Below are 26,264 nucleotides of genomic sequence, written 5' to 3' on the forward strand. Positions count from 1 at the left end.
GGCTTATTTTATTTGGAAAAAAGGAGCTAATTACATATGTTAAAAGAAAAATTGATTGAAACTAGATCTCTTATTGCTACAAAGCGTGATGAAGTAAATGCGAAGATTGATGAAGCGCAGGCTAAAGCTGATGAAGGGAATCTGGATGAAGCTAAAAATATCAAAGACCAGGTTCAAGCATTACAAAAAGAACTTACTGATCTTACTGCAAAGTTAGCCGATTTAGAAGAAATTGCTGGTCTAGCAAAAGCAGAACCAGTAAAAGAAGAACAAAAATCTAACGAAGGAAATGAGGAAAAGCGCTCAATGAAACAAGAAACACGTGATCTACTTGGTGAAGATAAAAGAAGTGAAGAAGTAAGAAATTTTGAGAAGTACCTCCGTTCTAAAGGTCAGTATCGTGATGGAGTTGCAATGGTTGATGCAGAGGCAGTAATCCCAATTGATGTTATTACTAAACCTCAACAAGAACCGGAAGATGTCGTTGACTTGGCAGCTATGATTAACAACATTGATGTAAAAACTGGTTCTGGTACATATCCTGTCCTTGCAAATGCTGACACTGAGTTGATTCCTGTTGCAGAACTTGAGAAAAACCCTCAATTAGCTAAACCAAAATTCACTAAGGTTTCTTGGGAAGTAGAAACATACCGTGGATATTTGCCTATTTCTCAAGAAGCTCTTGATGATGCTGGAGTAGATTTGAGTGCAATTGTAGCAAACTACCTACAACAAATTAAACGGAACACAAAGAATGCCAGAGTAGCTAATGTTTTAAGATCATTTGCTAAGAAAACTGTATCTAGCACTGACGATATCAAACAAATCTTTAACGTTGATTTAAAACAAGCTTACAACCGTGACGTGGTATCCTCTGCTTCTGCTTTCCAATGGCTTGATACTCTTAAAGATAAAAATGGTCAGTACCTTCTTCAACAAAACATCTCCGCATCTTCTGGCAAATCCCTTCTTAGCAGCAAAGTAAGTGTAGTAGATGACAAAGTTTTAGGTGCAAAAGCAGGAGACGCAGTTATGTTTATTGGTGATCTTAAAAGAGCTGGGTTGTTTGTAAACCGTATCGATGCAACTGCTAAATGGGTGGATAATGACATTTATGGTCAGCTGCTTCAAATTGCAGTGCGCTTTGATGTTCGACAAGCCGATCCTAAAGCTGGCTACTTTGTAACAGTTACACCACAAGTTGAAACAACTGAACCAGCTACAGCCTAATTAATTAGAGAGTCGTTTATACGGCTCTCTTTTCTATTTTGAAAAGGAGTGATGCAATGACACTTGAGGATTTAAAACTCTATCTTAGGGTAAACCACAATTTCCACGATACCCAAATTAAGCTCCTCCAAGCTGCGGCGGAAAGCTACGTTAAGGACGCTGTAACCCTTTCTGAAAATCGTGAATCCTACTTTACCGACAATCCCAAATTTGAATTAGCAACTTCAATGTTAATTGGCCATTGGTACGAAAATGGCAGCGCAACAGCAGAAAAGCAAGTAAATGAAGTTCCATTTGGTGTGATTAATCTCATTCAACAAATGAGAGGAGCGTATGTTGATGGACTTCAGCAGACTTGATACACCGATTTCATTTATCAGGATCAAGAATGGTAAGGATGAGAACGGTGAGAACTCAGAAGTAAAGGAAACTCTTTTCTGGTGCTTTGCTGAGATTAAGAATCAAAAGTTGCGTGATAAGGTTGCCACTCTTGGAACAGTCTTTGAAGACACAATTACTTTTATTGTGCGGTATGATCAGCCAATGAAAATAACGAATGACATGAAAGTTCTTTATGATGAAGAGCTTTATGACATAGAAGATGTATTACCTAACTCACGAAAAAAAGACATGAAAGACATAGTTGTTAAGAAGGTGAGTTGATGGCTGAAGATTTGCAGGGATTAGCCGAGACAGAAAAAGCTTTAGATAAATTAGCTAGGAGATCAACAAAAGCAAAAAAGATAGCTGTTTTAGAGGGTGGAAAAATCTTTGCAGAAGGATTAGAAAGAAATACTCCCCCAGGTAGGAACAGTAAACATAATCCACATATGAAAGAGAACGTTGTTTACTCAAAGCCCAGAGAAGATGGAGAGGTATATGTAAGTGTTGGTTACTCAAAAGAAACAGCATCACGTATGCACTTTTCAAACTTTGGAACGATTAAACAACCTCCACAGCATTACATGGAAAGAACTGAAAATCAATATGCACAAGAAGTCATGAATGTAATTGCACAAATTTATTCTAGGGAGATGGGACTGTGACACTTGCAACAAATGTTTATTTGAATATGTTAGGCGGGAGCGATAGTTCTCCTGAAGGTTCCAAAACAGGTAATGGAGGTGCCTTCATACTTTCACGTCTTCCTATTCAAGAAGTAGAACAAGCATTGAGCAGTAATCCTGAGCTTACCTCCCATGTGCCTAATGAACGTATCTACATGGTTTATGTACCTGAAGAGAATCAAGTTGTCGAGAATGCACCTATGATACGCATAAACGAGTTAGAAAGCTATCGTAAGGATTATGCTGATGATGAAGTACAAACAATCGGTGTAGATATTCAAATTGATTTGTGGACTAAGAAAGTTGAGGAAGCAAGGGTTATTCAATCAATTATAGATGACATTATGGCGAACAATGATTACCAGCAATATGCATCAGCGTTTGATCGTGATCCTGATATTGCGTTGTATCGCTATGCAAGACGTTATAGAGCAACAAAATACATAAATCTTGAACTATAAAAATTATAAGAATGGAATGATAAATATATGGCTCGTATTGGTATGACTGATCTCCGTTATGCTGTAGTAGACGGTGAGACGGAGAAAGTAGAAACAGTAAAAAGAATTAGAGGTGTTCAAAGTTCAAAGTTAGATGTAACCTCTGAAACAGAAAAAATTTACGCAGATGACGGTGTATTCGCTGTAATTGGTTCAGGTATTAGTGAAGCTAAACTTGAGTTAGGTATGGCGGATTTGAAAACAGAAGACAGAACAAAAATTTTGGGGGTAAATGTTGTCGATGGTATTGAAGAGTATCACAAAGACACTAACCCTCCTTACGTTTGTGTAACTTGGAAAGAGAAACATCACGATAAAGGGTATGTTTACTATGCTCTTTTGAAAGGGAAATTTGCAATCCCTTCTTCTGAAGGTAAATCCAAAGAAGACAAAATTAGTGCTCAAACAGATTCAATCGAAGGTCAATTCATGCCTCGTCAAAAAGACGATCTGGTTTTCCTAGTCGCTCATGATCAGCACCCTGATTTTACAGTAGAGAAATTTTATCAAAAAGCTTATGGAATTACAGTTACAGAAACACAAACAACTGAAGACACAGTAATGGCTTAACCATTTAGACAGCTCTTTGCAGCTGTCTATTTTTTATTCGAATAAAAAATAAACTAAAAATGAAAAGGTGGAATTTTAAACATGGTACGTATTACATTAAAGGACTACTCAAAAGCAAAATTTAATAATTTAGGCGAAATTGTTAACGAAGTGCCTGAAAAAACTTATGTTGTTGGAGTAGTTACAGCAAGAAAGCTTCGGAGAGCTCTTGAAATCTCTTCTCAAGTTGAAGAAATGACTGATTTAGAAGCTAATGATGAAATGATCGACTATATTGTTGATGTTTTCGAAAATCAGTTTACAGCAGATGATGTTTTAGATGGTGTAGCTTCTGATAAACTCGATGAAGTCATTCGAAATGTCATGGATCAAATTACTGGAGCAGAGAGAAAAAAGCAACAGCTGAAGGAAAAGGCGCTGAAAGCTCAGAACTAGAAGGCGAATATATGACATATGCAGATTATCTTGAAAAACTTATGATGCTTTACAAAAATCTAATGAAAGAAGGATACAAGTTCGGTGAAGTTGATGAGATGGACATTAACGGATTCTTTTCATTATTAGATTTTGAGCATAGGGAAGAAAACAAGATAGTCCCAGCATATCAAATCTTCGGAGTGAAAATTTAGAGAGTCTTTTAGGCTCTCTGTTTTATTTAATTCTTGAGGAAAGGAGGTAAACCATTTGGCAACTGAGGGAAGACCGATAGGCAACTTAGTCATTAATGCCACCATGAATGATGCTGGTGTAAATCGTGGCATTACAGGGTTAAAGAACAATCTTAAAACTGCTAAATCAGCAACAAACGCAATGGTTCAAGAGCTTAAATCTGTTGGAGATGAGCTTGGTGCTAACAAAAAGCAACTTGAAGGCTATTCTAATCAGTTAAAAATTCAAGAAAGAATAGTTGAAGAATACAACAAAGCATATCAACAACAAGTCGAACAATACGGTGAAGGTTCTGACCAGGCGCAAAAATATGCTCAACGTTTAAACTCTCAGATACAAACTTATCAATCCTTACAAGGTTCAATTAGAAGAACTGAAACAGCGATTCTACGACTTGAGCAAGCTGAAAATAGCGCTAGTGACTCGACTGAACAATTATCAAATCGGCTCAGGGGAACAGGTGATGCAACAGAGGAGGCTCATGATAAGACATCAAACTTCTCCTCTTTTATTAAAAAAGGAATGGTGGGCGCTTTAGCTGCTGGTGTAGCCGGTGTAGCTGCATTGACTCTTGCTGTGGGTGGATTAGGTGCTAAAATGGCGCTTGATACACAGAAAACTCAGGGGCAAGTACGTGCTCAATTAGGCCTAACTGAAAAGGAAGCCATGAAGGTAACAAACTCAGCTAAAAGCTTATGGGCTGACGGGTTTGGAGAAAACGTAGGAGAAGCCAAAAGTGCAATAGTTAATGTAAAACAGAATATCAAGTCATTAAAAGATGCCACTGATGAAACGGTAAAAGAAGTAGCCAAAGGAACAATGACTATTTCTGAGGCGTTTGATCAAGAAGGTAATGAAATTACCAAGTCAATTAATGCTATGCAAAGTTCATTTGATGGTCTTTCAAATAAGGCATCGATGGATTTAATTACATCTGGCTTTCAAAATGGGCTCGATTATTCTGGAGAATTCCTTGACTCAATAAACGAATACTCTCCCCAATTTCAAGCAGCAGGATTTTCAGCTCAAAAGATGTTCTCTTTCTTTAAAGCTGGTGCAGATTCAGGGGCTTTCCAATTAGATAAAGTGGGTGACTTGGTAAAAGAGTTTAATATTCGTTTATCAGACGGTTCAGCAGGTGAGGCAATTTCATCATTGTCCAAGCACACACAAGAGCTATATACCAATTTTAAGAAGACTGGTAAAGGCGGTAGTGAAATCTTCACATCTGTCATGAAAGATATTGATGGGATGAAGAATCACACAAAAGCTTATACAGCTGGTCAGGCCATCATGGGTACTCAATTTGAGGATCTAGGTAAAAAAGGAGTCTCAGCATTAGCAAATGTTAAAAATAGCTTTACTAATGTTGATGGAGCCACACAGAAAGCCGGCGCAGCTTTAAGGGATAACTTTGGCGATAGGCTTAAAAAGATGGGACGTACTGCATTGGTGTCATTAGCTCCTATAGGTAATGGCTTACTTAATGTATTAGAACCTGCAGTTAAGGGCTTAGAGACAGGTATGAAAGGTCTTGAACCAACCTTCAAGAAAATATCTGACGCTGGAAGTAATGTTAAAAAGGTCTTCTCAGGTATTTTTGACATCTTCAATGGTGATACATCAAAAGGCGCAGATAAGTTAATGGATTTCTTCCCAGTCTTAACAGTTCAAAAAATTATTGATGGGATAAACAGCATTAAGACGGCTTTTTCAGGATTTAAGCAACAGGCACAGCCTATCGTATCTAATATGAAATCTAGCTTCGATGCCATGAAACCAACCTTTTCAACTCTCGGCACTATTGCATTCCAAGTTTTTGGAACCCTTGGCCCTTTGGTCAAACAGGCACTGGGTGGCGTGGTGTCTTTCATTGGTCAAATCACTGGTCAATGGAAGAATTTTTGGCAACAAAACGGCTCTGTCATTTCTCAAGCTCTTCAAAATGTTTGGTCTGTTGTCCAATTTGTAATGCCTGCTGTACTTGCGATCATAAGTTCGGTGTGGGGGAACATAAAGGGCGTTATCACTGGCGCTATTTCAATTATCCAGGGCGTTATTCTCGTTTTTTCTGGGTTATTGACTGGAAATTTTTCAAAAATGTGGGAAGGAATTAAACAGATTTTTTCCGGCGCTATTAAGGTTGTATGGAATGCAATTCAACTTTCATTTTTCGGCAAAATTCTCGGCGGAGCAAAGGCTCTCGGTGCTGGTTTAAAGGGGATTTTTCCTAAGATGTGGGGTTGGATTAAGAGTTTATTTAAAGACGGCGCTACAAATGCAGGAAAAATGTTCGGTTATTTAAAAGACAAAGCATTTAAGATTGTCGGTGATATGAAAGACGGCATTGTTAAGAAATTCTGGGATATTGTCGATGCTGCCAAGGCATTACCTAAGAAAATGGGTGATGGTATCAAGGAAATGGGCGGTAAAGCTTGGTCTGGAATCAAAGAATTCGGTAATAGAACTCTTCGTGGATTTGGTAAAATCATCAACGGCTTTACTCAGCAAGGTATTAACTGGATTCTAGGTAAAATCGGTGTTGATTTTAAAGTCCCTAAATGGGAAGTTCCACAATATGCACATGGTACTGGTTCACACCAAGGTGGTTTAGCGATCCTTGGGGATGGTAGAGGTGCTAATGCAGGTTCAGAAGCCTACATAACACCTTCAGGTCATGTTGGTTTGAGTCCAGCAACCGATACACTTATGAACCTTCCAAAAGGAACACAAGTATTGTCAGCTCTAGAGACTAAAGCGTTTCTTTCAGGTATTCCAGCTTACGCAAATGGAACCAAAAAGAAAGAAGGCTTTATTTCAAAGATGTGGAATGGGGCGAAGGCTGCAGTTGGCAAGGTTAAAGATCTTGCGTTAGATGTGTTTGACTACATGACCAACCCATCTAAGCTAATTAGTAAGGTAATTGAAAAGCTCGGTATTAAACTACCTGATGTTAAAGGAGTAACAGGAGAAGTCCTAAAAGGATCATTCTCAGTTATTAAAGATAAATTTGTCGGTTTCATCAAAGGTAAGTTTGGTGAATCATCTAACTTTGGCAAGGGTGGAACTGAAGCCGTTAAGAAGTGGGTTGCTCAAGCATTAAAAATCAAAGGGCTTGGTAATGAATTTTCATCAGCTCTAGAAACAATTGCAATGATGGAATCAGGTGGAAATCCGAATGTGGTAAACAGATGGGATTCAAACTGGAAAGCAGGTCACCCATCACAGGGGTTAATGCAGTTCATTCCTAGTACGTTTGAAGCCCATAAAGAAAAAGGCTATGGGAATATCAAAAACCCTGTGCATCAGATTCTAGCTTCTATTAACTATCTGAATAGTCGTTATGGTGGTATTCTAAATCATCCTGGCTTACGTTCAATGGCCAAAGGTGGGAAGTATGTTGGTTACGATAAAGGTGGTCTAATTACTAGTGACCATATGGCAGAGGTTCACAGAGGTGAGCTCATACTACCTTTACGTAAATTTAGAAGAACACAAGCCCATAAAGTGCTTAGTCAAGCTGCTAATATGGTTGGTTATAAACCAGAAGCTCAGCAATCTTATACAGGGAATGACAGTGAGACATTGTCACAAATTCAACAGCTTGTAAACAATCAGCAAACGCAGATTGATCAACAAAATCAAGTAATTGGATTGTTAATGAAACTTGTTGTCAAAGATCCACAGGTGAATCTGAATATCCAAGACTTAAACAAGTTTCAAGACAAGGCTTACTATGCTGAGAAAAACCAAAAAGCTTTATTGAACAATGTTAGCTTTACATAAGGAGAGTGATTGATTGAAAAGAGATTTAATTGTAGATGGGAAGTATTTGAGCGAGTACATAAAAGGTGTCTCGCTCGCTTCTTTTCGACCTGAATCACCATCATTTGAAAGGGAATCAATATCTAGCCACCCATTATGGAATGGTGTGAGCATGTATGAGAAAAGTACAGCTGGCAAATATGCATCAAGAAAAATCACAGTAAAAATCAATGTAATCGCACATAATGCATCCCAATTTGACGTAAAAAGAGATGCAGTATATGCCTTCTTTACCAGCAGATCACCTTATTATGTCATTGATACAAGGCAACCCTACAAAAGGTGGCTTGTAATTAGTGATGATTCTTCTTATTCAATTTATTTGGAAAACGGTAAACCATATCAGGAAGTTGATATCACGTTAACGGCCATTCAAGGTCTTGCTGAGTCACTACACGACAGTACAGCATCTATGGAGCTTATAGATGAAAATTTTCACCTTGGTATGAACATAAGAAGGGGTTCCACTCCTGTGTATCAATTTAAAAACAAGAACTCATTCATTGTAGACAACATTGGTGATGAAAGGCTTGACCCAGTTAACTATAAATACAATGTTGAAATGTTTTTACAAGGAACAGATATCTCAATTACAAACACACGAACCAACGAAACTCTAACTTTGAATGGTAAGTATTCTAATAAAGATAAGATTACGCTTTTAAGTCACCATATACTAAAAAACTCTACACCAATATCAGATAGGACAGGAAGGTTCCCAACACTAGAACCAGGTGAAAACAAATTTAGAATTACTGGTGCAACATCTAGTAATATCAAGTTCATTACACATTTTTATTATAAGTAGAGGTGATGCCTGTGAATCAAATGTTCGTTTACGATGTAAACACAAAACAAAAACATGAATTAATGTATATTGATCCAAAAGTAAATGATGACGTGAGTGGAAAAAAAGACTTATCTTTCTCCATCCCCTTAACAGACTATAATCAAATTGCATTTAACGCACTGGCAGGAAGAAACTTCATTATTATTGATGAAGTTCGTTATAAACAGCAACAATATTTCATCAATACACCAGTGTTAAAACAAGAAGGGAACTTGCTTTCAAAGGATATTACTGCAACCCATATTTTCTCATTTAGAACTACTAAGCATATCGTTCATGACACTATTCAAGGAACAAAAACACTTGATGAAGCCATGAAACATGCTCTAAAAGACAGTGAATTTACTTACACAATAATGAGTGATGCTAAAGATATCGGTTCAAAGAAGCTTGAAGGCTTTGGAAATAAAAAGTCATCTGAGCTTATTGAGGAAATCATATCAACATATGGAGTTGAAATTATCCCTGACAATACCCACATATATGTTTACAAAAAAGCCGGCAAAGAAATCACAAAACGGCTTGATAACATTTCTAATTTAACATCACTACAGATAACCACGACTGAAGATAATACCACTACACGTGTAAAAGGATATGGGAAGCTTAAAGAAGATAAAGACATAATTAGTGATCAATCCATGCCCTATGAATCTAAAACAGGTGAATGGTCTTATGATTCCACGTTGAAATCAGATTACACAAAGAAAATTGGTGCTACATTCACGTTTTCATTTACAGGTACAGGCTTTAAATTTAAAACTTTGATTTCTAAGCTGGGAGGGAAATGGGAGTTTAAAATAGGTGACCAAACAAAATCTATATCGGTCTATAAGGATTCTAATCCTACAGAAAAAGAGTTTGATATCATTCGGGGATTAGACAGTAAGACATACAAAGTAGTGGCTACATTCAAAGGCAGAGATAGTAATAACCCGAATACGAAAGGGACTAAGAAAGTTGATCCTGTTATGTATCTTCTAAGAGGTAATATTATTACCGTCTTTAGATCATTTAAGAATGAAGATGAGAAATATGTTTTTCCTCCAGTTACATACGTTCATCCAGATGAAAAGAAATTCCTAATTAATGATCAACCATCATGGGCTGATACTGTTACAGATGATTCAATTACAACTAAAGAAGCCATGATGGAACTCCTTAAAACTAAGGTAAATCCTTATTCGGAAGTCAGTTATGATGCTGATTACGTTGAATTACTGGACGAAGCATTGAAGGATATTGAAGAACCGATAATGGCTGGAGACACAGTCAGAGTTTACGCTGATACACCTTTAAATGGCATTACGATAGACGGGAAGTTAAGAGCGACAGGTGTATCTTATAATCCTCTAAACTTGAACCAAGCTCCCGATCTAACTATTAATGGGAATAGAAAAACACGTGTAGATGCAGAACTTGAAGAAAAGAAACGTATTAAGAATCAGGAACAAGCAATTAAGAATTATCAAAACCAATTAGCAGCAGGTCTTACTGAAATTACTCAAATTAAACAAAGTATAGCTACATCTTCAACCACACAACAAACAACATTCACTTTCTCTTTGCAATTTGTAGATGGTTCATGGGCTGTAAGCTATGGTGAGGGTTTTACATCCAAAACTGCAAATGTTTTGACATTAAATACTGATGACGATTACACAGTTGATTATGTAGCTTGTGACCCAAACACCACATTGAAAGACAATGGTTACACTTCCTACATTGAAGATGTAGATACAAACAGATTTAATCTTACTATTTATAAAGATGGAAAAGTCATAGACCCTACAACAGTTCCATCAGGATCAAAAGTAAAAATCCTTATTATAGGGACAAAATAGAGGTGAATTAGTTATTGATTTATTTAAATAAAAGGCATGAGGTTACGCCAAACAGTAACCTATTCGATATATTAGACAATAACGCAAGACTAACTGAAAAAGGTCTTAATGACACAGTAAACGCTCTGAACTTTCATAAAAAAGCAAAAGTAGCACATACAGCTGATCAAGTCACGTATGGTGGATTTACTGTGCAGGGTTTCCTTGATTTCTTTCATGCAAGCTATCAAAATATGATTGCAGCGAAAGATGGGGAAGATGTTAAAGAGCTTATAGATTTACGTGTATCACCAATTGATGGCAAGACATTTGCTACTGCTCAGGGACGAATGATTTATGATTACAATTATTTTAAAAAGAAAATTGACAGAGTTGTCCATGTAGATGACTTTGGTGCTGTAGCTGATGGTGTAACAGATTGTACTCAAGCATTCAAAGATGCAATTGGTGAAGGAAACGTAGAAGTACACTTTTCAGCAGGTACATATGTGGGTTTAATTAAGGTTCCTTCAAATTGCCGTCTTATTGGAGAAGGTCAGGGCATTACTATTATTAAATTACCTGAAGAGACACCTGCTGAGGAATGGGTGCTCACAAATACTACACATGAACTTGGTAATGAAGGGATATATGTTGAAGGGATCTCATTGGACTGGAACAAAGACCGTCAAGGAGGATTGAGGGCAGCTGGGGGAATAAAATCTAGCTGTGCAACGTTTGCTAATGTTAAATACCTTTGGGTAAAAGACTGTAATGCAATTAATGCTGGTTTGCATGGTTTTGATATTACTGCTCCTTCATATGACAGGTCAGCTGAAGTATACCCAAATTACACAGCGCAAGGTTGTAAATATGTTTGGATTGATAATTGTACAGCATCCAACTATGGTGATGATGGGATTACAACTCACTATAGCGAATATGTGTTCATTAATAACTGTCATTGTATTAACCCGTCTGGTGAAGCCCATGCAGAGGGTGTTTCAAACTCCAACGGAATAGAGGTTGATGATGGTTCTAAGAATATATGGTTATTCAATAACTTTACATCCGGTAATAGTAGAGGTGTTGAGGTAAAAGCACATAAACTATGGCCAGCATCACGTAATGTTCATATTACTAACCATGTTTCATATCGTGACACACGTTCATACGATTTAAGACACATTGGTCATCATTTGGCAAATGAACCGTGGAGTGATACAGCTAGAGACGTAACATTGGTGAATTGTACATCTATTGAGCCTGTATACAATAACAATGTTTATAAAGATTTATCTCCGAGAGCCCTCGTGATTTCCGCATATCAACGTGTTCAAGTCCTTGGTTTTACTGCAATCGGTGATCCTTCTTATGATTACAAAGACAGCCCAATGATTGTATTCCAATACAAGAGCAGAAAAATCACATTAGATGGTTTGTTAATGTCTGGATTTGCGAAAGCATCAACTGATATCTATGTAACTGGTGGTGATCAACGAACAGATGATGTAATTATTTCAAACTTCCATGTTCATGACTCTGCTCCGGTTGGTATAGCTCTTGGTGGAGGAGTTTATTATGTCAATTTAACAAATGGATTCCTCCATACACGAGGCGGTACAACTGGTATCACTTCACCAAATACGCAAGCGAATATGATTAATGTACGGGCAGTGGGCTATGAAAATGCTGCAATTATTGCCGGACAAAAATATTCAAGTGTGCCTACAAACATTAAAGGCGGCTTCCGGGCTGCATCATCATCAGGACATCCTTTAACAGATACAAGTGTTATTTTAGCAGTAACTGGAGGAGCAACTGCAAAAGGTGACCGTAATGCAATTATCGCTTCTTCTGGTGGATCTTCTACAGAATCGTCAAGGCAAGCAGTCTTTGCTTCAAATAACTCACATACCAAAGGTGATGGGGCTTCAAGGATTGTTTTAGCATCCCAAGGTGTTGTGAATGATAACAATTATAGTGTCAGAGGTGGATATGCTGACAGTGGAGCTTCTACAGCCAATACTAAGTGGGAATTAGATTCAATGTATGGAAACATCTTAGGAACCGGTCGTGTTGAAAGTGTATCTGACTTTAAGGACTATGCGGAGTATTTTGAATCCGTAGACGGTAAACAGATTGATTCTGGATACCTGGTAACCTTAGAAGGAGATAAGATCCGTAAAGCGCTTAAGGGTGATGAAATACTGGGAGTCATTTCTGAAACAGCTGGTGTAGTTTTAGGTGGAGCTGGTTTCTATTGGAATGATCGTTATTTAAGAAACGAATTTGGCGGTCTTATTTACGAAACAGTTGAAGAGAATGGCAGACAGTTAAAACGTCCAAAAGAAAACCCTGACTATAACCCTGAAATTGAATATGTTTCACGTGAAATTCGTCCTGAGTGGCATATAGTCGGCTTAATTGGCCAGGTTCATGTAAGAATTGATGAAAATGTACAAGTAGGGGATAAGGTTACAGCCAAGTACGGTAAGGGTACAAAATCAGAGGACGGTACAGGCTTAAAAGTTATGAGGATTAAGCAGCCATACACTAAAGAAAAAGGATACGGAGTAGCTATCGTATTCATGAGATAGGGAGGTATTACAATTTATAAGCAATCTGAATACACATTCGATGTAAACACAACTTCACAAGGCACATACAATTCAGCTTTCAAGTTCTCGACACAGGATGTTGGAACAGCAAAGCTGATTTTTAATTTGCGAAAAGATAATGCACCTTTACCATTGTCAGCAGTTACGGGGAAACTTGTCCTCGTTCCTGCGAATGGAAAGAAACGAATACGAGATATTACTTTGGTTGATAAGGTAAATGGGATTGCGGAATATGTCTTGGATAATGACGAAATCAAGATGTATGGAACATTTAAAGCCGAATTAGTATTGGTCTATTCAAATGGTCAGGCTATGTCAGCTCATAAATTTGGTTTTGAAGTCACTCAAAGCTTAATGGATCAAGATATAGTACCTGTAGCAGAATATTACATAGATGACTTTGAATCTTTAAAAGAAAAGATTGAAGAACTCTACAATGAATCTGTTCAAACGATCGAAGAATTACGAGCTAAATTTGAAGACTTAGAGAAGATTGAAACAAAAGAAGGCGCCCAAATAAAGGCGAATGAAGCATTATCGGCAGCTAAGTCCTATACAGATACACACATTTCAGATACTGAAAACCCCCATAAGGTCACAAAAGGGCAAGTGGGTCTGGATAAAGTTTTAAATGTGGAACAAGCCAGTAAAATAAATTTCGACAATCATGCTTCTGATAAGACTATTCATGTTACAGTAGATGATCGAAACAAATGGAATACTGCCGAGGCTAATGCCAAAGCCTACACAGATGTCCACGCTGCGGACACTGTTAAGCACATTACTGCTGCTGAGCGTACGAAATGGAACGGTTCTCAGCTTTTTAAAATTACAAATGATGTCGGAGGTGTCTTGGTATCAATAGCTGATTCAGACGACTTTCTGGAGAGAATTGTGAAAGCGGGCAAGACCTTCGGAACTTTTTACTCAACAGGGAAGCCGACAAATGCGCCCTCCACCTTATCGACAAGAGGTTTTTTTCACTTCACATCCATTGATAGTAACGGTAACGGTACTTTCGGATATGTCGTAGCTATAGATTATAAAAATAATATGTATTCAAACTATGTTGACCTCAACTTAGGCTGGTCGGGATGGAAACGATCTTTAAACACTGATGACTTATTGTATTCATACGCTAACATCACTTTAAAGAATGGTGCGACTGCAGGCACTCGGACGCCTATTTATGGAAAATGGGGAGCATGCCTATTGTTACGTGGACATGTGAGAACTGATCCAGAAATCATATTTGGCTCAATTCCATCTTCAATGGTTCCACCAGGTGGAGCAGTAGTTACAGTACCCTTGAGTGGCACAGGTGGAACAGCAAATCTCATTGTTTATGAGAATGGTGATTTGAAAATCAAGTATCCCGATCCTGCTGATTCAAGTAAGTTGGGTGGAGGTTACTATATAGACGTTGTTATTGGATACCAGGAAGGAGTAACAGTATGATTCAAGTCTATAGGTATGATGAAAATTACATTTTTATTGAACCGGTTATTGTTGAGGAAGATGGCAATGGGAACTATGTTATTCCAGAAAACTGTACAGATGTTGAACCAGTTTCATTCTATAAAGCAAAGTTTGATATCAATAAAAAAGAATGGTATGAGTCAGCTTCTCAGGAGTACATTGACAGCCTTCAACCGCCACCACCTGAGCCTAGTGAGGTTGTTGTATTAGCTGAAAAAGTAGCAAATTTGTATTACTTAGTGGCAATGGGAGGTTAAACATGGTTGATTGGTTTTCTGATATTAAGTATTTCTACGAAAAGAATTTATGGACAAAGAAACAGGTATATGATGTGGTTGGAAAACGCATCACACCTGAGCAATACAAGGAAATAACGGGGGAGGACTATATTGAAAACTCTCCTCCCTCAGAAGGGACTTCTGGGACATCTGACGGATCTGTTGGGACTGACCAAGTAAACCAGGAGTCCAATATTGAAACTGCACCTGTTAGCGAATAGGTGTTTTTATTTTGCCCTGAAGGAGGTGAGGGCTTTATGGAAATGGATATTACACAGTATTTATTCACTCAGGGGCCATTTGCTGTGCTGTTTTGTTGGCTCCTTTTCTATGTAATGAAAACGAGTAAGGAAAGGGAAGCAAAACTATATGATCAAATTGATTCCCAAAATGAAGTCTTAGGTAAATTTAGTGAGAAATATGATGTCGTAATTGAAAAGCTCGACAAAATTGAAAGCAAAGTACAATAGGAGGAATACATATGTTCAAAAATTTAGACAGAGGTACAGTCATTCGGACTGTGCTTCTTTTTATTGCATTAGCTAACCAATTGTTAGTGATGTTTGGGAAGACTGTTATTCCAATTGATGAAGCCCAGTTGAACCATTTAGCTGATGTTCTATACACAGCTGGTTCGGCAGTATTTACACTTGTTATGACGTTGGTTGCGTGGTTCAAAAACAACTATGTGACTACCAAAGGTAAAGCTCAAAAGACTGTATTGAAGCAACATAGCCTTACAAAATAAACAAAACGGAGGAATCTAATATGACAATGTACTATTACACAAGAAACATGAACAATATCAATAAACTTGCGGATAACACAAAAGTAGCTGCTAAGAAACTGTTGGCTTATGCTGAGAAAAACAAAATTGGTGTGCTTATTTATGAAACCATTCGTACTGAAGCACAACAACGCCAGAATGTTAACAAAGGTGTTTCGCAAACAATGAAATCATATCACCTTGTAGGTCAGGCTTTAGACTTTGTACCAACTGGTGGTTATTCTAAATCTGATACTAAATGGAATGGGTATGGCGCTGCAGATATTAAGAAATTTATTGCTTATGCTAAATCAATTGGTTTTGAATGGGGTGGTGATTGGAAAGGGTTTGTGGATCAGCCACATCTTCAATTTAACTACAAAGGATATGGTACAGATACCTTTGGAAAGAAAGTATCCTCTACACCTTCTAAATCCACTAATTCAGTCGGCAAGATCAAAATTGTTGGTGTATCAAATGCTGCAATTATCATGGACAAACCAGATCGGATTAAAGCTAAGAACGTAGGTACAATTGGACTTGGTAAGACAATTGATATCGCTGGTTCTGTTAGAGGTTCCAATAACTCTAAAGGATACTGGGAGATCATTCACAACGGTAAACGCCGATATGTGTCTGGTCAGTACGGCAAAATGGTTTAAGTAAATAAATAGTCCCCTTGAAATTCTTCGAGGGGACACTTTTGTTTATTTTGTTGATTTATCCTTTTTTTAATACTCACATAATTTATCTTCGCACTCAGGTTTCCGAGTAGCATCGATAGTGAATGATCCTACTTCATCATTTCCTTTATCATAGATTCCCCAGATTTCTTTTTTCTTATTTCCATTGAGGTAACCATTGATTTCAATACCGCCCATTGGATTAATCTCATAATCATCAGTGTAATCAATTCGTTCAATATCTTTATAGTTTGTTTCAATAAAGTCAGTCATTCTTTTTTTAGCCAAAGAGTACAACTCTTCCTTTTGCTGAGTTTCTTGGGCTTCCATTTTTTTGTCGTGTTGTTCCTTCATAAATATCCCTCCAAGTGTTATAATAACCAGAGCTATAAGGATAATTATGTATTTTTTCATAAAACCATCCTTTCTGTCTTACATTTTACATGAGGGAAGGGGTATTGTACATGAATACAAAGACTGACATACCTAATTTAACAGATAAAGACTATTATTTTCTCAGTCAAAATACATACAGTGAAAAGAAAATGAAAAAAGCCTATGAAAATAAGACCCCAATCGAAAATGGATCAAACAAGGCTTTTTACGTGGAGAAAATTAAAAAAGATCCAGATACAGGGCTAGATGTATACGTCTTTGTTCAAGCTAAGAAAAAAGAAGGTAAATGGATAAAACCAAAAGAGCCTGAGAATGTTGTCGTAGGTTTTCAGGGAACAAACCAGGAACAAATTAAAGCTGACGTTATAAGTGCAGATGGCGGCAACGTAGTAATGGGTAAAGACCCGAAAAAGAAAGTCCAATACATAATGAAAAAAGATGCATCTGAAAACTCTAAAGCCATTGCTAAGTATAACGGTAGTATGGAACAAGCAATGATGATTAAGAGTGGAGAATACAAAATTGTCACTAAGACATCTCAATTTGATCAAGGTGATAAGCTCGTTGCCAATGAAGTGAAAAAGTATGCTGGCACTAGCACAGTGATTTCGACAACAGGTCACTCACTTGGGGGAGCAGATGCGGAATACGCTGGAGTAAACAATAACATTTATAGTGTCGCTTTTAACAACCCTTCCATTGTTAAGCTGCATGATGAAGAAACACAGAAGAAAATCAGAAACGGCGAATTTGATCTGTATCACAAAGCAATCATTAATCCTGATGATATGGTGGGTTCAGGCTGGTTTTTAGAATACGACCGTCACAATGGAACTACTATATACACGAAAGATCCAAGCATCGCACGTCAAGATCGTGCAAACCGGCTTAATACGTCTCTAGGTATTCCCGGTGTTTTAGGGAGTCTTATTACTTCCTTCTATGGCCAAGCATTTGCAAAAAATCCTGATACTCATAGTTTAAATGATTCGAACTTTAAATTTGATAAGAATGGTAATATCCATAGTGTTGATGGCAGCAACGGTGTTTATAACCAGAATATCGAATCGTTCTCAGCTTATTCAGGTATGAATGGCCAGACAATTAAAGTGGATGCAAAGTATGCAAAAGAATTAGCTAAACGATTACAGGCAGCTATCGAAGACTTAAAAACAAAGAAACAAGCAATTGAACGATTCCCTCATGATCACAGCAAAATGGTTTATGACGTAAAAACTATTTGTGGTAAGAGGTTAGGAGAATTCAAGGATCTAGATCCAAGCGATGTTGATAAAGCTGTATTGTTTCACGCACCTTATGTGAAAGACGGGGCAGCATTTTATGACTCAGAAGAACAGTATCAAACTGAGGCTTCTCTTCATTATTTGATTAGAGATTTAGAGGATATTAGTGAGTTTATTGTTAAAATGGCTGAGGATTTAAAAGATAAGGATAATGAATTAGCAAGCTGGTTACGGTTGTAAGGGGGATTTAAATTGCCATATGGAGTTAATATGGATGCAGATGAGTTTTACAGACGGTTGCAACAAAATGAAGAATTAAAAAAAATTGTGGGTTCAACTTTAAAAACCCATTGTCAAAATCTAAAAGAAGATACAAAAAACGCATCAGATTTTTCTTCAGCACAACAGGTTATTGCAGAGGTTTATGTTGCTTTACTCTCTTCATTTGAAGGGAAAGCTAAAGAAGCATTAGTACAAAGGCTTAATGAAAATGCTACTATGCTGACAAATGCTACAGAGAACAGAAGTGCTTTTTTGAGAAGTATTAAGACTAAATAATTAAAATAACCCCTTCACAAATTGTGAGGGGGTGTTTTTATTTGAATATACTTCTCATAATTTTACCCGTAGCTTTACCTGCAGCACGTCTTGCTACACGTTTACCCAACGTACCATTCTTAGCTGCTTGAACGTCTCCTAATATACGTGAGGACTTATACAGAAAGCTTCTAATCTTACTGATACTCATGTTATCCCATCCCCTTGTAGGTCGCTTAGTTATTCAATCTCTCTTCTAATTCATGGATACGTCTCTCTAAGCTAGAGAATTTCTTATCGTTATAGCTATGATCACGCTCAATATTCTTGTTGATCAATTTAAGCATGGACATAACTTCTTCAGGTTCATTTTCCTCTATACGAGTAACTGTATTCTTGATTTCCTTTACATCCTGTTTAACTTCAGCAATATCTTTAGATAACTGCTGAATAGCTTCTAGTATTTGTTTCTCCATCCCGTTCACCTCTCCGTACAGTATAACAGCAATTGCAATACTTTTGGTTTATTGAATCGTGAAATATTTCAATGGTTTTGTTTAACGAATTAAAAAATAAAAGCAATACTTTTGCTTAAGAATCTTTAGGATCATCCTCGACAAATTCAATAACATCTTCCAGTTTGCAATTTAACACCTTGCAAATTCTGTCTAACGCTTCAACATTTATAGATTTTACTTTTTCTTCTTCGCTCAGTTGCTCATTATTAACCCATTTACTAATAGTATTTGGTCTTATTTCTGTTTTTCTAGAAAGCCAATACATTGATTTATCGTGTTTTTCTAATAGTTTATCTAGCTTAAATTTGATCAAAAGTATTCACCTCAAAATAATAATATCACAAACAGACGCAAAAAATAATGAATTTAACGCTTGACGTTAAACAAACGGTGATATATTATTAACACATAGAGTTAAACAAATAGTGATTAACTAGAGGTGATAATGATGAAGCACATAATCATCCGCAGAAATGACTTAGGAGATTTACCTGCAATTCTTTTTTATAAGCAGTTCGCAATTGGTGCTGAAGAGGGTCAAGTTCATCTGTATCACGTCTTAAAAAGAGGAGATGGGACGTACGATAGCCTTCATTCAGATTTCTTAGGTGAAGATATCCAATACAAAAGTCTCGTTAGTCTGACTGATGCAGTGGTTGAGAAGTTACTTCGCACAACCTTATGGAACGTTCTTATTGATGATCGTAGTTTGTTTATCACGTATGACAAGTTTCAAATCTTAGACAAAAACAAAACATACTAAAGGGGATACTGACAATGCAAATTAACCGACACACTGTAGGAACTAACGTAGCGAGCTTAGGGACAATCACTAACGAGGAACGCTTTGAGGATATAGCTAATCACTTTCACCATTTCATCCTGAATAACAAATCAGAAGAAGTTAATTTCATTGAAACAAGTAATAATGGAGCGCCCACAAAGCGCTTCAACATACATACTGATATCACTCTTCCCGTTTCGTTCAATATAGATGGTGAAAGTGAAGAGGACGCAAGAGACAATTTAGAGGTAATGTTGCAAATGGCAATTAATCATATACATGTGATGTTTGAATTGGCTGGAGGACAAACGGTTATCCCTAGAGTTAGCGACAATTTATGTGAGATGGGTGAGTATGACGTAGAGGAAGCTGACGCTGATGAATAAAACTGAGGTAAATAACGATCGGTTCTGCAAGGTGGCTTTGGGAGTATTGTTAGTAGTTGTACCGGCTATATGTATCCAGTTTGTAGCTTGGTTTGGATGATTAGGGAGTGCTGGCACACTCTCCTAATCTGCTTGCAAGTGGTTACTTACCATTCCATTGTATTTAAACAAAACAATTTAATCAAGGGGATGAATTGAATGGAATCATTTTATTATTCTTACTTATTGAAGTCTTATGACAGAAAGAACAAGTGTTTAATTTCTGGCTTATCTTGTGATTATAAAAAAACTCTACCTTACTTTGTTGCACATGTTAAAGAGAAATATCCAGATGTTGATGTAGTTGAATGCACTGTAATCAAGAATGATGAAGATTCCTTTAGAAAAGAGTATGTAGACATTTTCACCTTATGGAAAGCAGATGATGAAGTTTTAGCAGTTTAATATACCTATCCATTAAAGGTGGTGATTGTCTAACCAAAAAATATACTGGGGATGGAGAAAGAGAAACTTTGGCGGGCGAGTCTTTCTTCATTGTACACTTCTCAAGGTTGCATTGATCGGAATAATTAAATATGGGGTCGTGTAATGCGACTCCATACAATTAAATAAAGTCAGTCTATGCTCCTGAATTAAGGTGTTGTCTTTAGTGATGCCTTTTTTAAGGATCAGACTGCCGTGGAATGCGCTAACACACGTAAAACTTGACAGGGTAGTGACTCAGCCGACGCAATAAATGAGGATAGGATGCCTTCTGTGTTTCCCTATTTACACATGCATCTGAAAGGCGAAAGCTGCCATTAAGTGCTGACGAAGGAAGGGTGTATCGTTTCTGACGATGCAGGACAAGCCATAAGTATCAGGGCTCAGATTTGAGCTTTGAGAACCTGTTAGGGACACTTGACACAGTAGGCTTGTTTGGGGAATAACCAACGGCAAATAGGGTGAACACACGGATACCACAAGTGGATATACAATCAAGTTTCAGTCGCCTGCCTGAGTTTGTTTATTTTTTTTACAAGCAAATTCAGGCAGACAACTTGTCCAGCCGTTGTCCACAGTCTCAACCAATCAAGCAAAAGATCAAAAGAAAAGTCAAGACAAATAACAGAGAAATTTGACGGTAAACCTGCAAAACCCTTTGGTTAAGTATATATGGTTATTATCTATATACTTAAATGAAATATGTTTCGCAAGATATAGCGAAAGGACAGTTCAGCCTGAACTATTGAGCAGCCTAGAAACCGGAAATATGGAGAGGTCGTCACCAAAATAGTTACGACTTAATGAGGTCGTCACTCGTGGACAAATTAGCAACGACTTAATCCACGACCACGAGAAGGTCGTAGACAAAACAACCACGACCTCGGCATGCTCGTTGGTGAAATAACAACGAGCTGTGGTAAATGATGGTACCCTCTAGTATATTTTTTTGTAATGCATTTCATCATTTATTATTAATTTCACTATACATTTAATATATATTTGTAATGCATTTCACTGAAGATATGTTATAATCAAGACAAGAAGCTCCACTAGATTCTAGTGGATTTTAGTTGGTGGAACACAAAAAAACCAAGGTGTTGGTAGCACCCTGGCTTTTTGAAAAAGTTGTCCATCAAAGGTTTGCTCGTTGTGAAAACATGGTAGATCTAACCTTTCAGTTTCTGAGGCTCAAGGGTTAGGTCTGTTTTCCGTTTTCGATTAACAACAAATAAACCTACTGCATTTAATAAGAGCGAAGAGAAATTAATCATAACCATGATAGATTCGTAAATCGTCATAATAATGCATCACCTCATAATTAAAATTCAAAGGTGAGCAAACCTGATAGGAAACTTTTTCTTATCCTATCTTAACATAGAATAAGAAAAAATAGAATATGAATCAATTGATGAAGAAAAAAGGAAAGAGAACAGGAATTTTAGTTTTCTTTCCTTTTTTGTGTGACTTTTCAAATTACATCAGCTTGATTATAATGAAATAGCTGCATAAGTGCTTCTGTACTATCGGAAATGGTGATTAGATTGACTGAAATCAAATATGACAAAAAAACTAAAACATATTACTTTAACCATTCCGGTGGGTTTCATCCGATTACTAAAAAGAGGATTCAGAAAAAGCGCAAAGGCATTCCTACATTAAAAGAAGCAAAACAATTATTAAAGAAAATAATGATTGAAGTTGAAGAAGAAAAGAAAACCACTTTTGACCTCAATATGAATTTTGGAAAGTACGCAGAAAAATGGTTTGAAGACAAAACAGTTCGTTTGCGTCCTAGTACGATTGTAAATTACCGAGAACAGTTTGAATACAATATTATCCCTTATCTTGGGAAGTTTAAAATTAAAGAAATAAATGAAGCTGTTTTACAAGAATATGTGAATAGACTAGCAAGAGAAAGAAACCTTTCAGCTGCAACAATTCGTACAGCTTATGGCATTGTAGCAGAGATTTTGAAGAAAGTTTCTAAACAAAGCACGTTCAATTATAACGTTGTAAATGATGTCAGTAGACCAGTAGACAATAAGATTGTTCGATCTTGGGATGAAAAGGACATTAGAGTGTTCTTGAATGCCCGAAATGTTTTATTGAATCTAACCAGGCATTACATTGGACTAGAAATTCAGATTCAAACAGGAATTAGAATGGGAGAAGTATTAGGGTTAAGGTGGAGAGATGTTAATTTTGAAGCAAAGACTATAACAATCCGTCAGACTTTGGCCAAGATAAATGAAAAAGGATCATACGGATTAGTCCCTGAAGTAAAAACACTTACATCTTATAGAACAATAAGTATCCCAAAAATGCTTTGTGAGAGTTTGAAAAATCACAAGTCACTGATTGAAAAGGAAAAGCGAATTGTAGGAAAGGACTACAAGAACTACGATTTAATTGTATGTTCTAAAACAGGCAACTGGGTACACCCTAATAATTATAGGAGAGCATTTAATGTAACAAGAGATGCATTGAATTTACCTAAACTTCGCTGCCATGATTTAAGACATACACACGCTACCTTTTTAATAGGAATTCTAAAATTTAACCCAAGGATCGTTCAGGAAAGATTGGGACACGCACGAATTACAACAACACTAAAAACATATACTCATGTTCTTCCTGCAATGGACGCTGAAGTGTCTAAAAAACTTGATCAATCGTTTGGTAAGGTGTGAAATTGGTGTGACTTCATGATTAATGTCTGAAGCAAACACTTGTGGGACAAGACTTTGACCCGCCTTTTCTTCCACGAAGACTGCATGAATATCATCATGAATGACTTGATTGAATTAATGGACCCGCGCTACATTGAAGTATGGGGCAAATTCACGCCAAGAGGCGGAATTTCCATTGATCCGTACACAAACTACGGAAAACCTGGCACGAAGTATGAGAAAATGGCCGAGTACCGCATGATGAATCATGACTTGTATCCGGAGACGATTGATAATCGTTAATTATTCCAAAGTGTGATGCGCAGGGTTCACTTTATAGATAATAAAAGTGAACGTGAATGAAGTAACCTCGTCTTTCTAAGGCGAGGTTATTTTTGTCCATTTTCTTAAGGAAATATGTATCTTATAAGGACGGCAAAAAAGTGTCTGTTGTCAAAAATCATTCGCAGTTATAAGTGGCGGATAATAACTGCGCCAATTCAAATGACAAGCATATTATCGTTTGAAAAAATTTAAAATTGAATCACTCAGAATAACGGTAGGCTATCTGTTGCATTATAGAAGGAGAAATGAATTGACTATAGAGTTCGAGCTTATATGTTTGTACGTGAAAAAATATGACGGTACAGAGGGCGGCATTATTGGCTAATGAATTCAATCAACATTGCAAATCCTCGTGTTCTAGAATTTATTAATACAAAAAAAGACGAGTGAATCCGGGGGGAATGCCACTCGTCACCTTCTAATGAAAAGACGGGATGCTGGATGGCAGCTCGTCTGTTTTATTATAAAATATCGAACGTATGTTTGTAAAGACGTCTTTTTTAAAGAAATGGTTAAAATAATGCTCAGAACAGATTCATTGTAAACGTTAACGGCGTTATGTTAAGATGCATGAACTGATAAGGAGTGATACAAAGTGAAAACATTGCGTTTAAACGATGTCACGTTAGAAATGTCAACATATCAAGAAGAGAGCAAGCCGAAGCGGAAAATTGCCTTTACCTTACATGTTACAAGTGAGACTTATCATGATATCGCTGTGCTGTTATATGAAAAGGCATTTAACGTCGAAGTTCCGGAACGAAATCTTGCCTTCCGCGGTGAAATCACAAATTATTCAACGTCATTGACCAACCTGTACGAAGCGGGAGCCGTGAGTGAATTTTATATCGAAATAACGGAAACAGGCACGAACGCCGATTCATAATCGGTGTTTTTTTATGTAAAAAAGCTGCCGGCCGGCAGCTTTTGAGAAAGCTAATTTGGTATGTAAGGTGTTTAATTGTTCGTCTTGCAGTTTTTGCGAATGCGTGTGGATGAAGGAGGATTTAATAGGAGTCTCTGATGATCTTGTAATTTTTATGATTAACAACAGTCAGTGAATCTAGCTCAAGATCCCGATAGTTATCCATAATGGTAACATCTACGATAACAGAATTCTCATTAACTTTTTCAACAACACCGGTTAATCCGTTTTTAAATTCAATGACGTTTCCGACCTTAGCGATTTTCACAAGCTTCCTCTCCTTTAAACATAATAATTCCTTTTGAAAGTATTAAACAGTATTTTTATTGAGAAGTAAAGCGATAAGGAGTTTTATCGTCCTAAGGAATTGTCCTGGCGCAGGAAAAATGATATATTGATTTTCGTTCAAAGATTGAAAAGGGGGAGTTTTGATTGCGTCCCGAAGACATAACAGAACAGATTGAACAGCTTCGTACTGGTGAAATAAAAGAATTGAGAGTCCAAAAAGAACACTTTCTTGATTTCAGGGCCGTTTTATCGAAACAGGACGATTTTAAGCATTTCCGAGGCATTGCCCAGCAAGGCGGAGATGTGGTGTTTCAATATTTAGAACAGCCAAGAAGCTAAAAGGTTTCTCATAAGTGAGAAGCCTTTTTATCATATATGACAGAACGCCGGCTTTTTATTACAAATGATGTAACAGACGTAAATAAAATGTAAAATTACAAAAATGGATAAATATGCTTTGAAATGACAAGATTTATAGAAAATCAGGCTGTTTTTTTGCCATTAATCAGTGCGTCACCCGGTATATTCCATCCTGATACCTGTTTGGGAGAGTTGGAAAATCTTTTTCCGTGAAATTGATTTGATCTCTTGTTAAGGTTATGAAGTGTTTTTTGAGCACTTTAAGGAGGAAACTGTATGACGACAAAATTTACTGCGCTAGCTGTTTTTCTTCTTTGTTTCATGCCTGCTTCGAAAATTGAACATACACAAGCTTCACTACTGAACACAAAGAAGACAAAACATGAAGAAGCTAAGCTGCTTACCCATATAAATCATGACACAGACATATCTTTCTCTTCACTGTCTGCTGATGAGGACAAGAAAAAAATAAAGCCGATCAAGCTATCAGCGAACACTGAAAAGAAAGAAAAAGAACAATCAGAGAAAACGAATGAGAAGAAAGAAACTTATTCTGAGTCTGAAAAAGAATTGCTTTCCCGACTCGTTCACGCAGAGGCGAAGGGCGAATCCTATGAAGGCAAGGTCGCTGTTGCAAGCGTTGTGCTGAACAGGACGGATAAGAAGGGCTTTCCCGATACAATCAGAGGGGTTATTTATCAGAAAAATGCCTTTGAACCTGTCGCAAACGGAAGCATTAATCAAGAGCCTGACAAAGAATCAATTGAGGCTGTTGAAGAAGCGATGTCATCTAAGGACAGAGAAACAGAAGCCCTTTTCTTTTATAACCCGAAAACGGCGTCAGATGACTGGATTCGCTCAAGGAAAATCATTGAAAAAATCGGCAGGCATGTCTTTGCCATATAAGCATAGAAGAGACCCTTCGTCTCAGCTGTGCTTTTTTTTATAGAAAGAGTAAAAATAAA

32 protein-coding genes and 1 pseudogene are annotated in these 26,264 nt (G+C 37.1%); 28 read left to right on the plus strand and 5 right to left on the minus strand.

Annotation, left to right across the window (positions count from 1 at the left end; all coding sequences use genetic code 11):
* Positions 1–36: 36 nt before the first annotated feature.
* The 18 genes from UJ203_RS10025 (at position 37) to UJ203_RS10110 (ending at position 16,340) form a co-directional block, all read left to right on the plus strand.
* Positions 37–1,230, plus strand: a complete 1,194-nt coding sequence (locus tag UJ203_RS10025) for a phage major capsid protein (RefSeq protein ID WP_322010392.1) — start codon at positions 37–39, stop codon at positions 1,228–1,230.
* Between the two features lie 56 nt (positions 1,231–1,286).
* Entirely contained in the window at positions 1,287–1,589 is a 303-nt protein-coding gene (locus tag UJ203_RS10030; RefSeq protein ID WP_017696957.1) for a head-tail connector protein, read from the plus strand.
* Positions 1,570–1,893 carry a phage head closure protein gene (locus UJ203_RS10035; RefSeq protein ID WP_322010394.1) on the plus strand — a complete coding sequence of 108 codons (324 nt, stop codon included), beginning with the start codon at positions 1,570–1,572 and terminating at the stop codon, positions 1,891–1,893. The genes UJ203_RS10030 and UJ203_RS10035 overlap by 20 nt, the downstream gene beginning before the upstream one ends.
* Complete coding sequence (locus UJ203_RS10040) at positions 1,893–2,276, plus strand: HK97-gp10 family putative phage morphogenesis protein (RefSeq protein ID WP_322010397.1); 384 nt, start codon at positions 1,893–1,895, stop codon at positions 2,274–2,276. The genes UJ203_RS10035 and UJ203_RS10040 overlap by 1 nt, the downstream gene beginning before the upstream one ends.
* An 86-nt stretch (positions 2,277–2,362) precedes the next feature.
* Positions 2,363–2,758 carry a hypothetical protein gene (locus UJ203_RS10045; RefSeq protein ID WP_322010643.1) on the plus strand — a complete coding sequence of 132 codons (396 nt, stop codon included), beginning with the start codon at positions 2,363–2,365 and terminating at the stop codon, positions 2,756–2,758.
* Between the two features lie 27 nt (positions 2,759–2,785).
* Positions 2,786–3,367, plus strand: coding sequence for a major tail protein (locus UJ203_RS10050; RefSeq protein ID WP_322010399.1), 582 nt, complete (start codon positions 2,786–2,788; stop codon positions 3,365–3,367).
* A gap of 81 nt (positions 3,368–3,448) precedes the next feature.
* Positions 3,449–3,802, plus strand: coding sequence for a phage tail assembly chaperone G (gene gpG / locus UJ203_RS10055; protein ID WP_268559356.1), 354 nt, complete (start codon positions 3,449–3,451; stop codon positions 3,800–3,802).
* Positions 3,803–3,813: 11 nt separating this feature from the next.
* Positions 3,814–3,996 carry a hypothetical protein gene (locus tag UJ203_RS10060; RefSeq protein ID WP_322010403.1) on the plus strand — a complete coding sequence of 61 codons (183 nt, stop codon included), beginning with the start codon at positions 3,814–3,816 and terminating at the stop codon, positions 3,994–3,996.
* 55 nt (positions 3,997–4,051) lie between these two features.
* Positions 4,052–7,822, plus strand: coding sequence for a phage tail tape measure protein (locus tag UJ203_RS10065; RefSeq protein ID WP_322010404.1), 3,771 nt, complete (start codon positions 4,052–4,054; stop codon positions 7,820–7,822).
* A gap of 13 nt (positions 7,823–7,835) precedes the next feature.
* A complete protein-coding gene (locus UJ203_RS10070; protein WP_322010405.1) occupies positions 7,836–8,669 on the plus strand; it encodes a phage tail domain-containing protein in 834 nt (277 codons plus the stop codon).
* Between the two features lie 5 nt (positions 8,670–8,674).
* Entirely contained in the window at positions 8,675–10,555 is a 1,881-nt protein-coding gene (locus UJ203_RS10075) for a prophage endopeptidase tail family protein (protein WP_322010407.1), read from the plus strand.
* 14 nt (positions 10,556–10,569) lie between these two features.
* A complete protein-coding gene (locus UJ203_RS10080; protein WP_322010409.1) occupies positions 10,570–13,134 on the plus strand; it encodes a peptidase G2 autoproteolytic cleavage domain-containing protein in 2,565 nt (854 codons plus the stop codon).
* A gap of 12 nt (positions 13,135–13,146) precedes the next feature.
* A complete protein-coding gene (locus UJ203_RS10085; protein WP_322010645.1) occupies positions 13,147–14,613 on the plus strand; it encodes a BppU family phage baseplate upper protein in 1,467 nt (488 codons plus the stop codon).
* Positions 14,610–14,891: a hypothetical protein gene (locus UJ203_RS10090; protein WP_322010411.1), complete on the plus strand. Its 282-nt coding sequence runs from the start codon at positions 14,610–14,612 to the stop codon at positions 14,889–14,891. Before UJ203_RS10085 ends, UJ203_RS10090 begins: the two co-directional genes overlap by 4 nt.
* Before the next feature lie 2 nt (positions 14,892–14,893).
* On the plus strand, positions 14,894–15,133 hold the full coding sequence (locus tag UJ203_RS10095; RefSeq protein WP_322010413.1) for an XkdX family protein: 240 nt from the start codon (positions 14,894–14,896) through the stop codon (positions 15,131–15,133).
* Between the two features lie 36 nt (positions 15,134–15,169).
* On the plus strand, positions 15,170–15,382 hold the full coding sequence (locus UJ203_RS10100; RefSeq protein WP_268311043.1) for a BhlA/UviB family holin-like peptide: 213 nt from the start codon (positions 15,170–15,172) through the stop codon (positions 15,380–15,382).
* An 11-nt stretch (positions 15,383–15,393) separates the two neighbouring features.
* Entirely contained in the window at positions 15,394–15,660 is a 267-nt protein-coding gene (locus tag UJ203_RS10105) for a phage holin (protein ID WP_322010415.1), read from the plus strand.
* 20 nt (positions 15,661–15,680) lie between these two features.
* A complete protein-coding gene (locus tag UJ203_RS10110) occupies positions 15,681–16,340 on the plus strand; it encodes a M15 family metallopeptidase (protein WP_415859186.1) in 660 nt (219 codons plus the stop codon).
* A 69-nt stretch (positions 16,341–16,409) separates the two neighbouring features.
* On the opposite strand, the gene UJ203_RS10115 is transcribed toward UJ203_RS10110, so the two are convergent.
* Entirely contained in the window at positions 16,410–16,775 is a 366-nt protein-coding gene (locus UJ203_RS10115; protein WP_136654548.1) for a DUF1433 domain-containing protein, read from the minus strand.
* A gap of 50 nt (positions 16,776–16,825) precedes the next feature.
* Here UJ203_RS10115 and UJ203_RS10120 point away from each other — a divergent pair, with 50 nt between their 5' ends.
* Positions 16,826–18,241 (plus strand): lipase, encoded by a 1,416-nt coding sequence (locus UJ203_RS10120; RefSeq protein WP_322010416.1) that lies wholly within the window; start codon positions 16,826–16,828, stop codon positions 18,239–18,241.
* Between the two features lie 12 nt (positions 18,242–18,253).
* Positions 18,254–18,559 (plus strand): hypothetical protein, encoded by a 306-nt coding sequence (locus UJ203_RS10125; protein WP_116316622.1) that lies wholly within the window; start codon positions 18,254–18,256, stop codon positions 18,557–18,559.
* A gap of 215 nt (positions 18,560–18,774) precedes the next feature.
* On the opposite strand, the gene UJ203_RS10130 is transcribed toward UJ203_RS10125, so the two are convergent.
* Positions 18,775–19,014, minus strand: a complete 240-nt coding sequence (locus tag UJ203_RS10130; RefSeq protein ID WP_049832642.1) for a hypothetical protein — start codon at positions 19,012–19,014, stop codon at positions 18,775–18,777.
* Positions 19,015–19,129: 115 nt separating this feature from the next.
* Positions 19,130–19,369, minus strand: coding sequence for a helix-turn-helix domain-containing protein (locus tag UJ203_RS10135; protein ID WP_033881587.1), 240 nt, complete (start codon positions 19,367–19,369; stop codon positions 19,130–19,132).
* Positions 19,370–19,504: 135 nt separating this feature from the next.
* Between UJ203_RS10135 and UJ203_RS10140 the strand changes: the two genes are divergently transcribed.
* The 3 genes from UJ203_RS10140 to UJ203_RS10150 all read left to right on the plus strand — a co-directional run bounded on the left by UJ203_RS10140 (position 19,505) and on the right by UJ203_RS10150 (position 20,670).
* Complete coding sequence (locus UJ203_RS10140; protein WP_151262131.1) at positions 19,505–19,819, plus strand: hypothetical protein; 315 nt, start codon at positions 19,505–19,507, stop codon at positions 19,817–19,819.
* Positions 19,820–19,833: 14 nt separating this feature from the next.
* On the plus strand, positions 19,834–20,226 hold the full coding sequence (locus UJ203_RS10145) for a hypothetical protein (RefSeq protein ID WP_322010421.1): 393 nt from the start codon (positions 19,834–19,836) through the stop codon (positions 20,224–20,226).
* Positions 20,227–20,424: 198 nt separating this feature from the next.
* Positions 20,425–20,670, plus strand: a complete 246-nt coding sequence (locus UJ203_RS10150; RefSeq protein WP_322010423.1) for a hypothetical protein — start codon at positions 20,425–20,427, stop codon at positions 20,668–20,670.
* 1,208 nt (positions 20,671–21,878) lie between these two features.
* On the opposite strand, the gene UJ203_RS10155 is transcribed toward UJ203_RS10150, so the two are convergent.
* Entirely contained in the window at positions 21,879–22,010 is a 132-nt protein-coding gene (locus tag UJ203_RS10155) for a putative holin-like toxin (protein WP_286364563.1), read from the minus strand.
* A 234-nt stretch (positions 22,011–22,244) separates the two neighbouring features.
* Here UJ203_RS10155 and UJ203_RS10160 point away from each other — a divergent pair, with 234 nt between their 5' ends.
* The 3 genes and pseudogenes from UJ203_RS10160 (at position 22,245) to UJ203_RS10170 (ending at position 24,612) form a co-directional block, all read left to right on the plus strand.
* Positions 22,245–23,402 (plus strand): tyrosine-type recombinase/integrase, encoded by a 1,158-nt coding sequence (locus UJ203_RS10160; protein ID WP_415859187.1) that lies wholly within the window; start codon positions 22,245–22,247, stop codon positions 23,400–23,402.
* Positions 23,403–23,471: 69 nt separating this feature from the next.
* Positions 23,472–23,684, plus strand: a pseudogene (locus tag UJ203_RS10165) (NADPH-dependent 7-cyano-7-deazaguanine reductase QueF); the annotation flags it as partial.
* Between the two features lie 637 nt (positions 23,685–24,321).
* Complete coding sequence (locus tag UJ203_RS10170) at positions 24,322–24,612, plus strand: DUF3219 family protein (RefSeq protein ID WP_322010428.1); 291 nt, start codon at positions 24,322–24,324, stop codon at positions 24,610–24,612.
* A gap of 121 nt (positions 24,613–24,733) precedes the next feature.
* Here the strand turns inward: UJ203_RS10170 and UJ203_RS10175 are convergent, their stop codons facing one another.
* Complete coding sequence (locus UJ203_RS10175) at positions 24,734–24,919, minus strand: YkvS family protein (protein ID WP_003232446.1); 186 nt, start codon at positions 24,917–24,919, stop codon at positions 24,734–24,736.
* Between the two features lie 164 nt (positions 24,920–25,083).
* Between UJ203_RS10175 and UJ203_RS10180 the strand changes: the two genes are divergently transcribed.
* Together UJ203_RS10180 and UJ203_RS10185 are read left to right on the plus strand one after the other, a co-directional pair.
* Positions 25,084–25,278 carry a hypothetical protein gene (locus tag UJ203_RS10180; protein WP_010334023.1) on the plus strand — a complete coding sequence of 65 codons (195 nt, stop codon included), beginning with the start codon at positions 25,084–25,086 and terminating at the stop codon, positions 25,276–25,278.
* Positions 25,279–25,575: 297 nt separating this feature from the next.
* A complete protein-coding gene (locus tag UJ203_RS10185) occupies positions 25,576–26,205 on the plus strand; it encodes a cell wall hydrolase (RefSeq protein ID WP_322010431.1) in 630 nt (209 codons plus the stop codon).
* Positions 26,206–26,264: the final 59 nt, after the last annotated feature.

Source organism: Bacillus sp. V26 (genome assembly GCF_034296245.1).
Taxonomy (GTDB): Bacteria; Bacillota; Bacilli; order Bacillales; family Bacillaceae; genus Bacillus; species Bacillus halotolerans.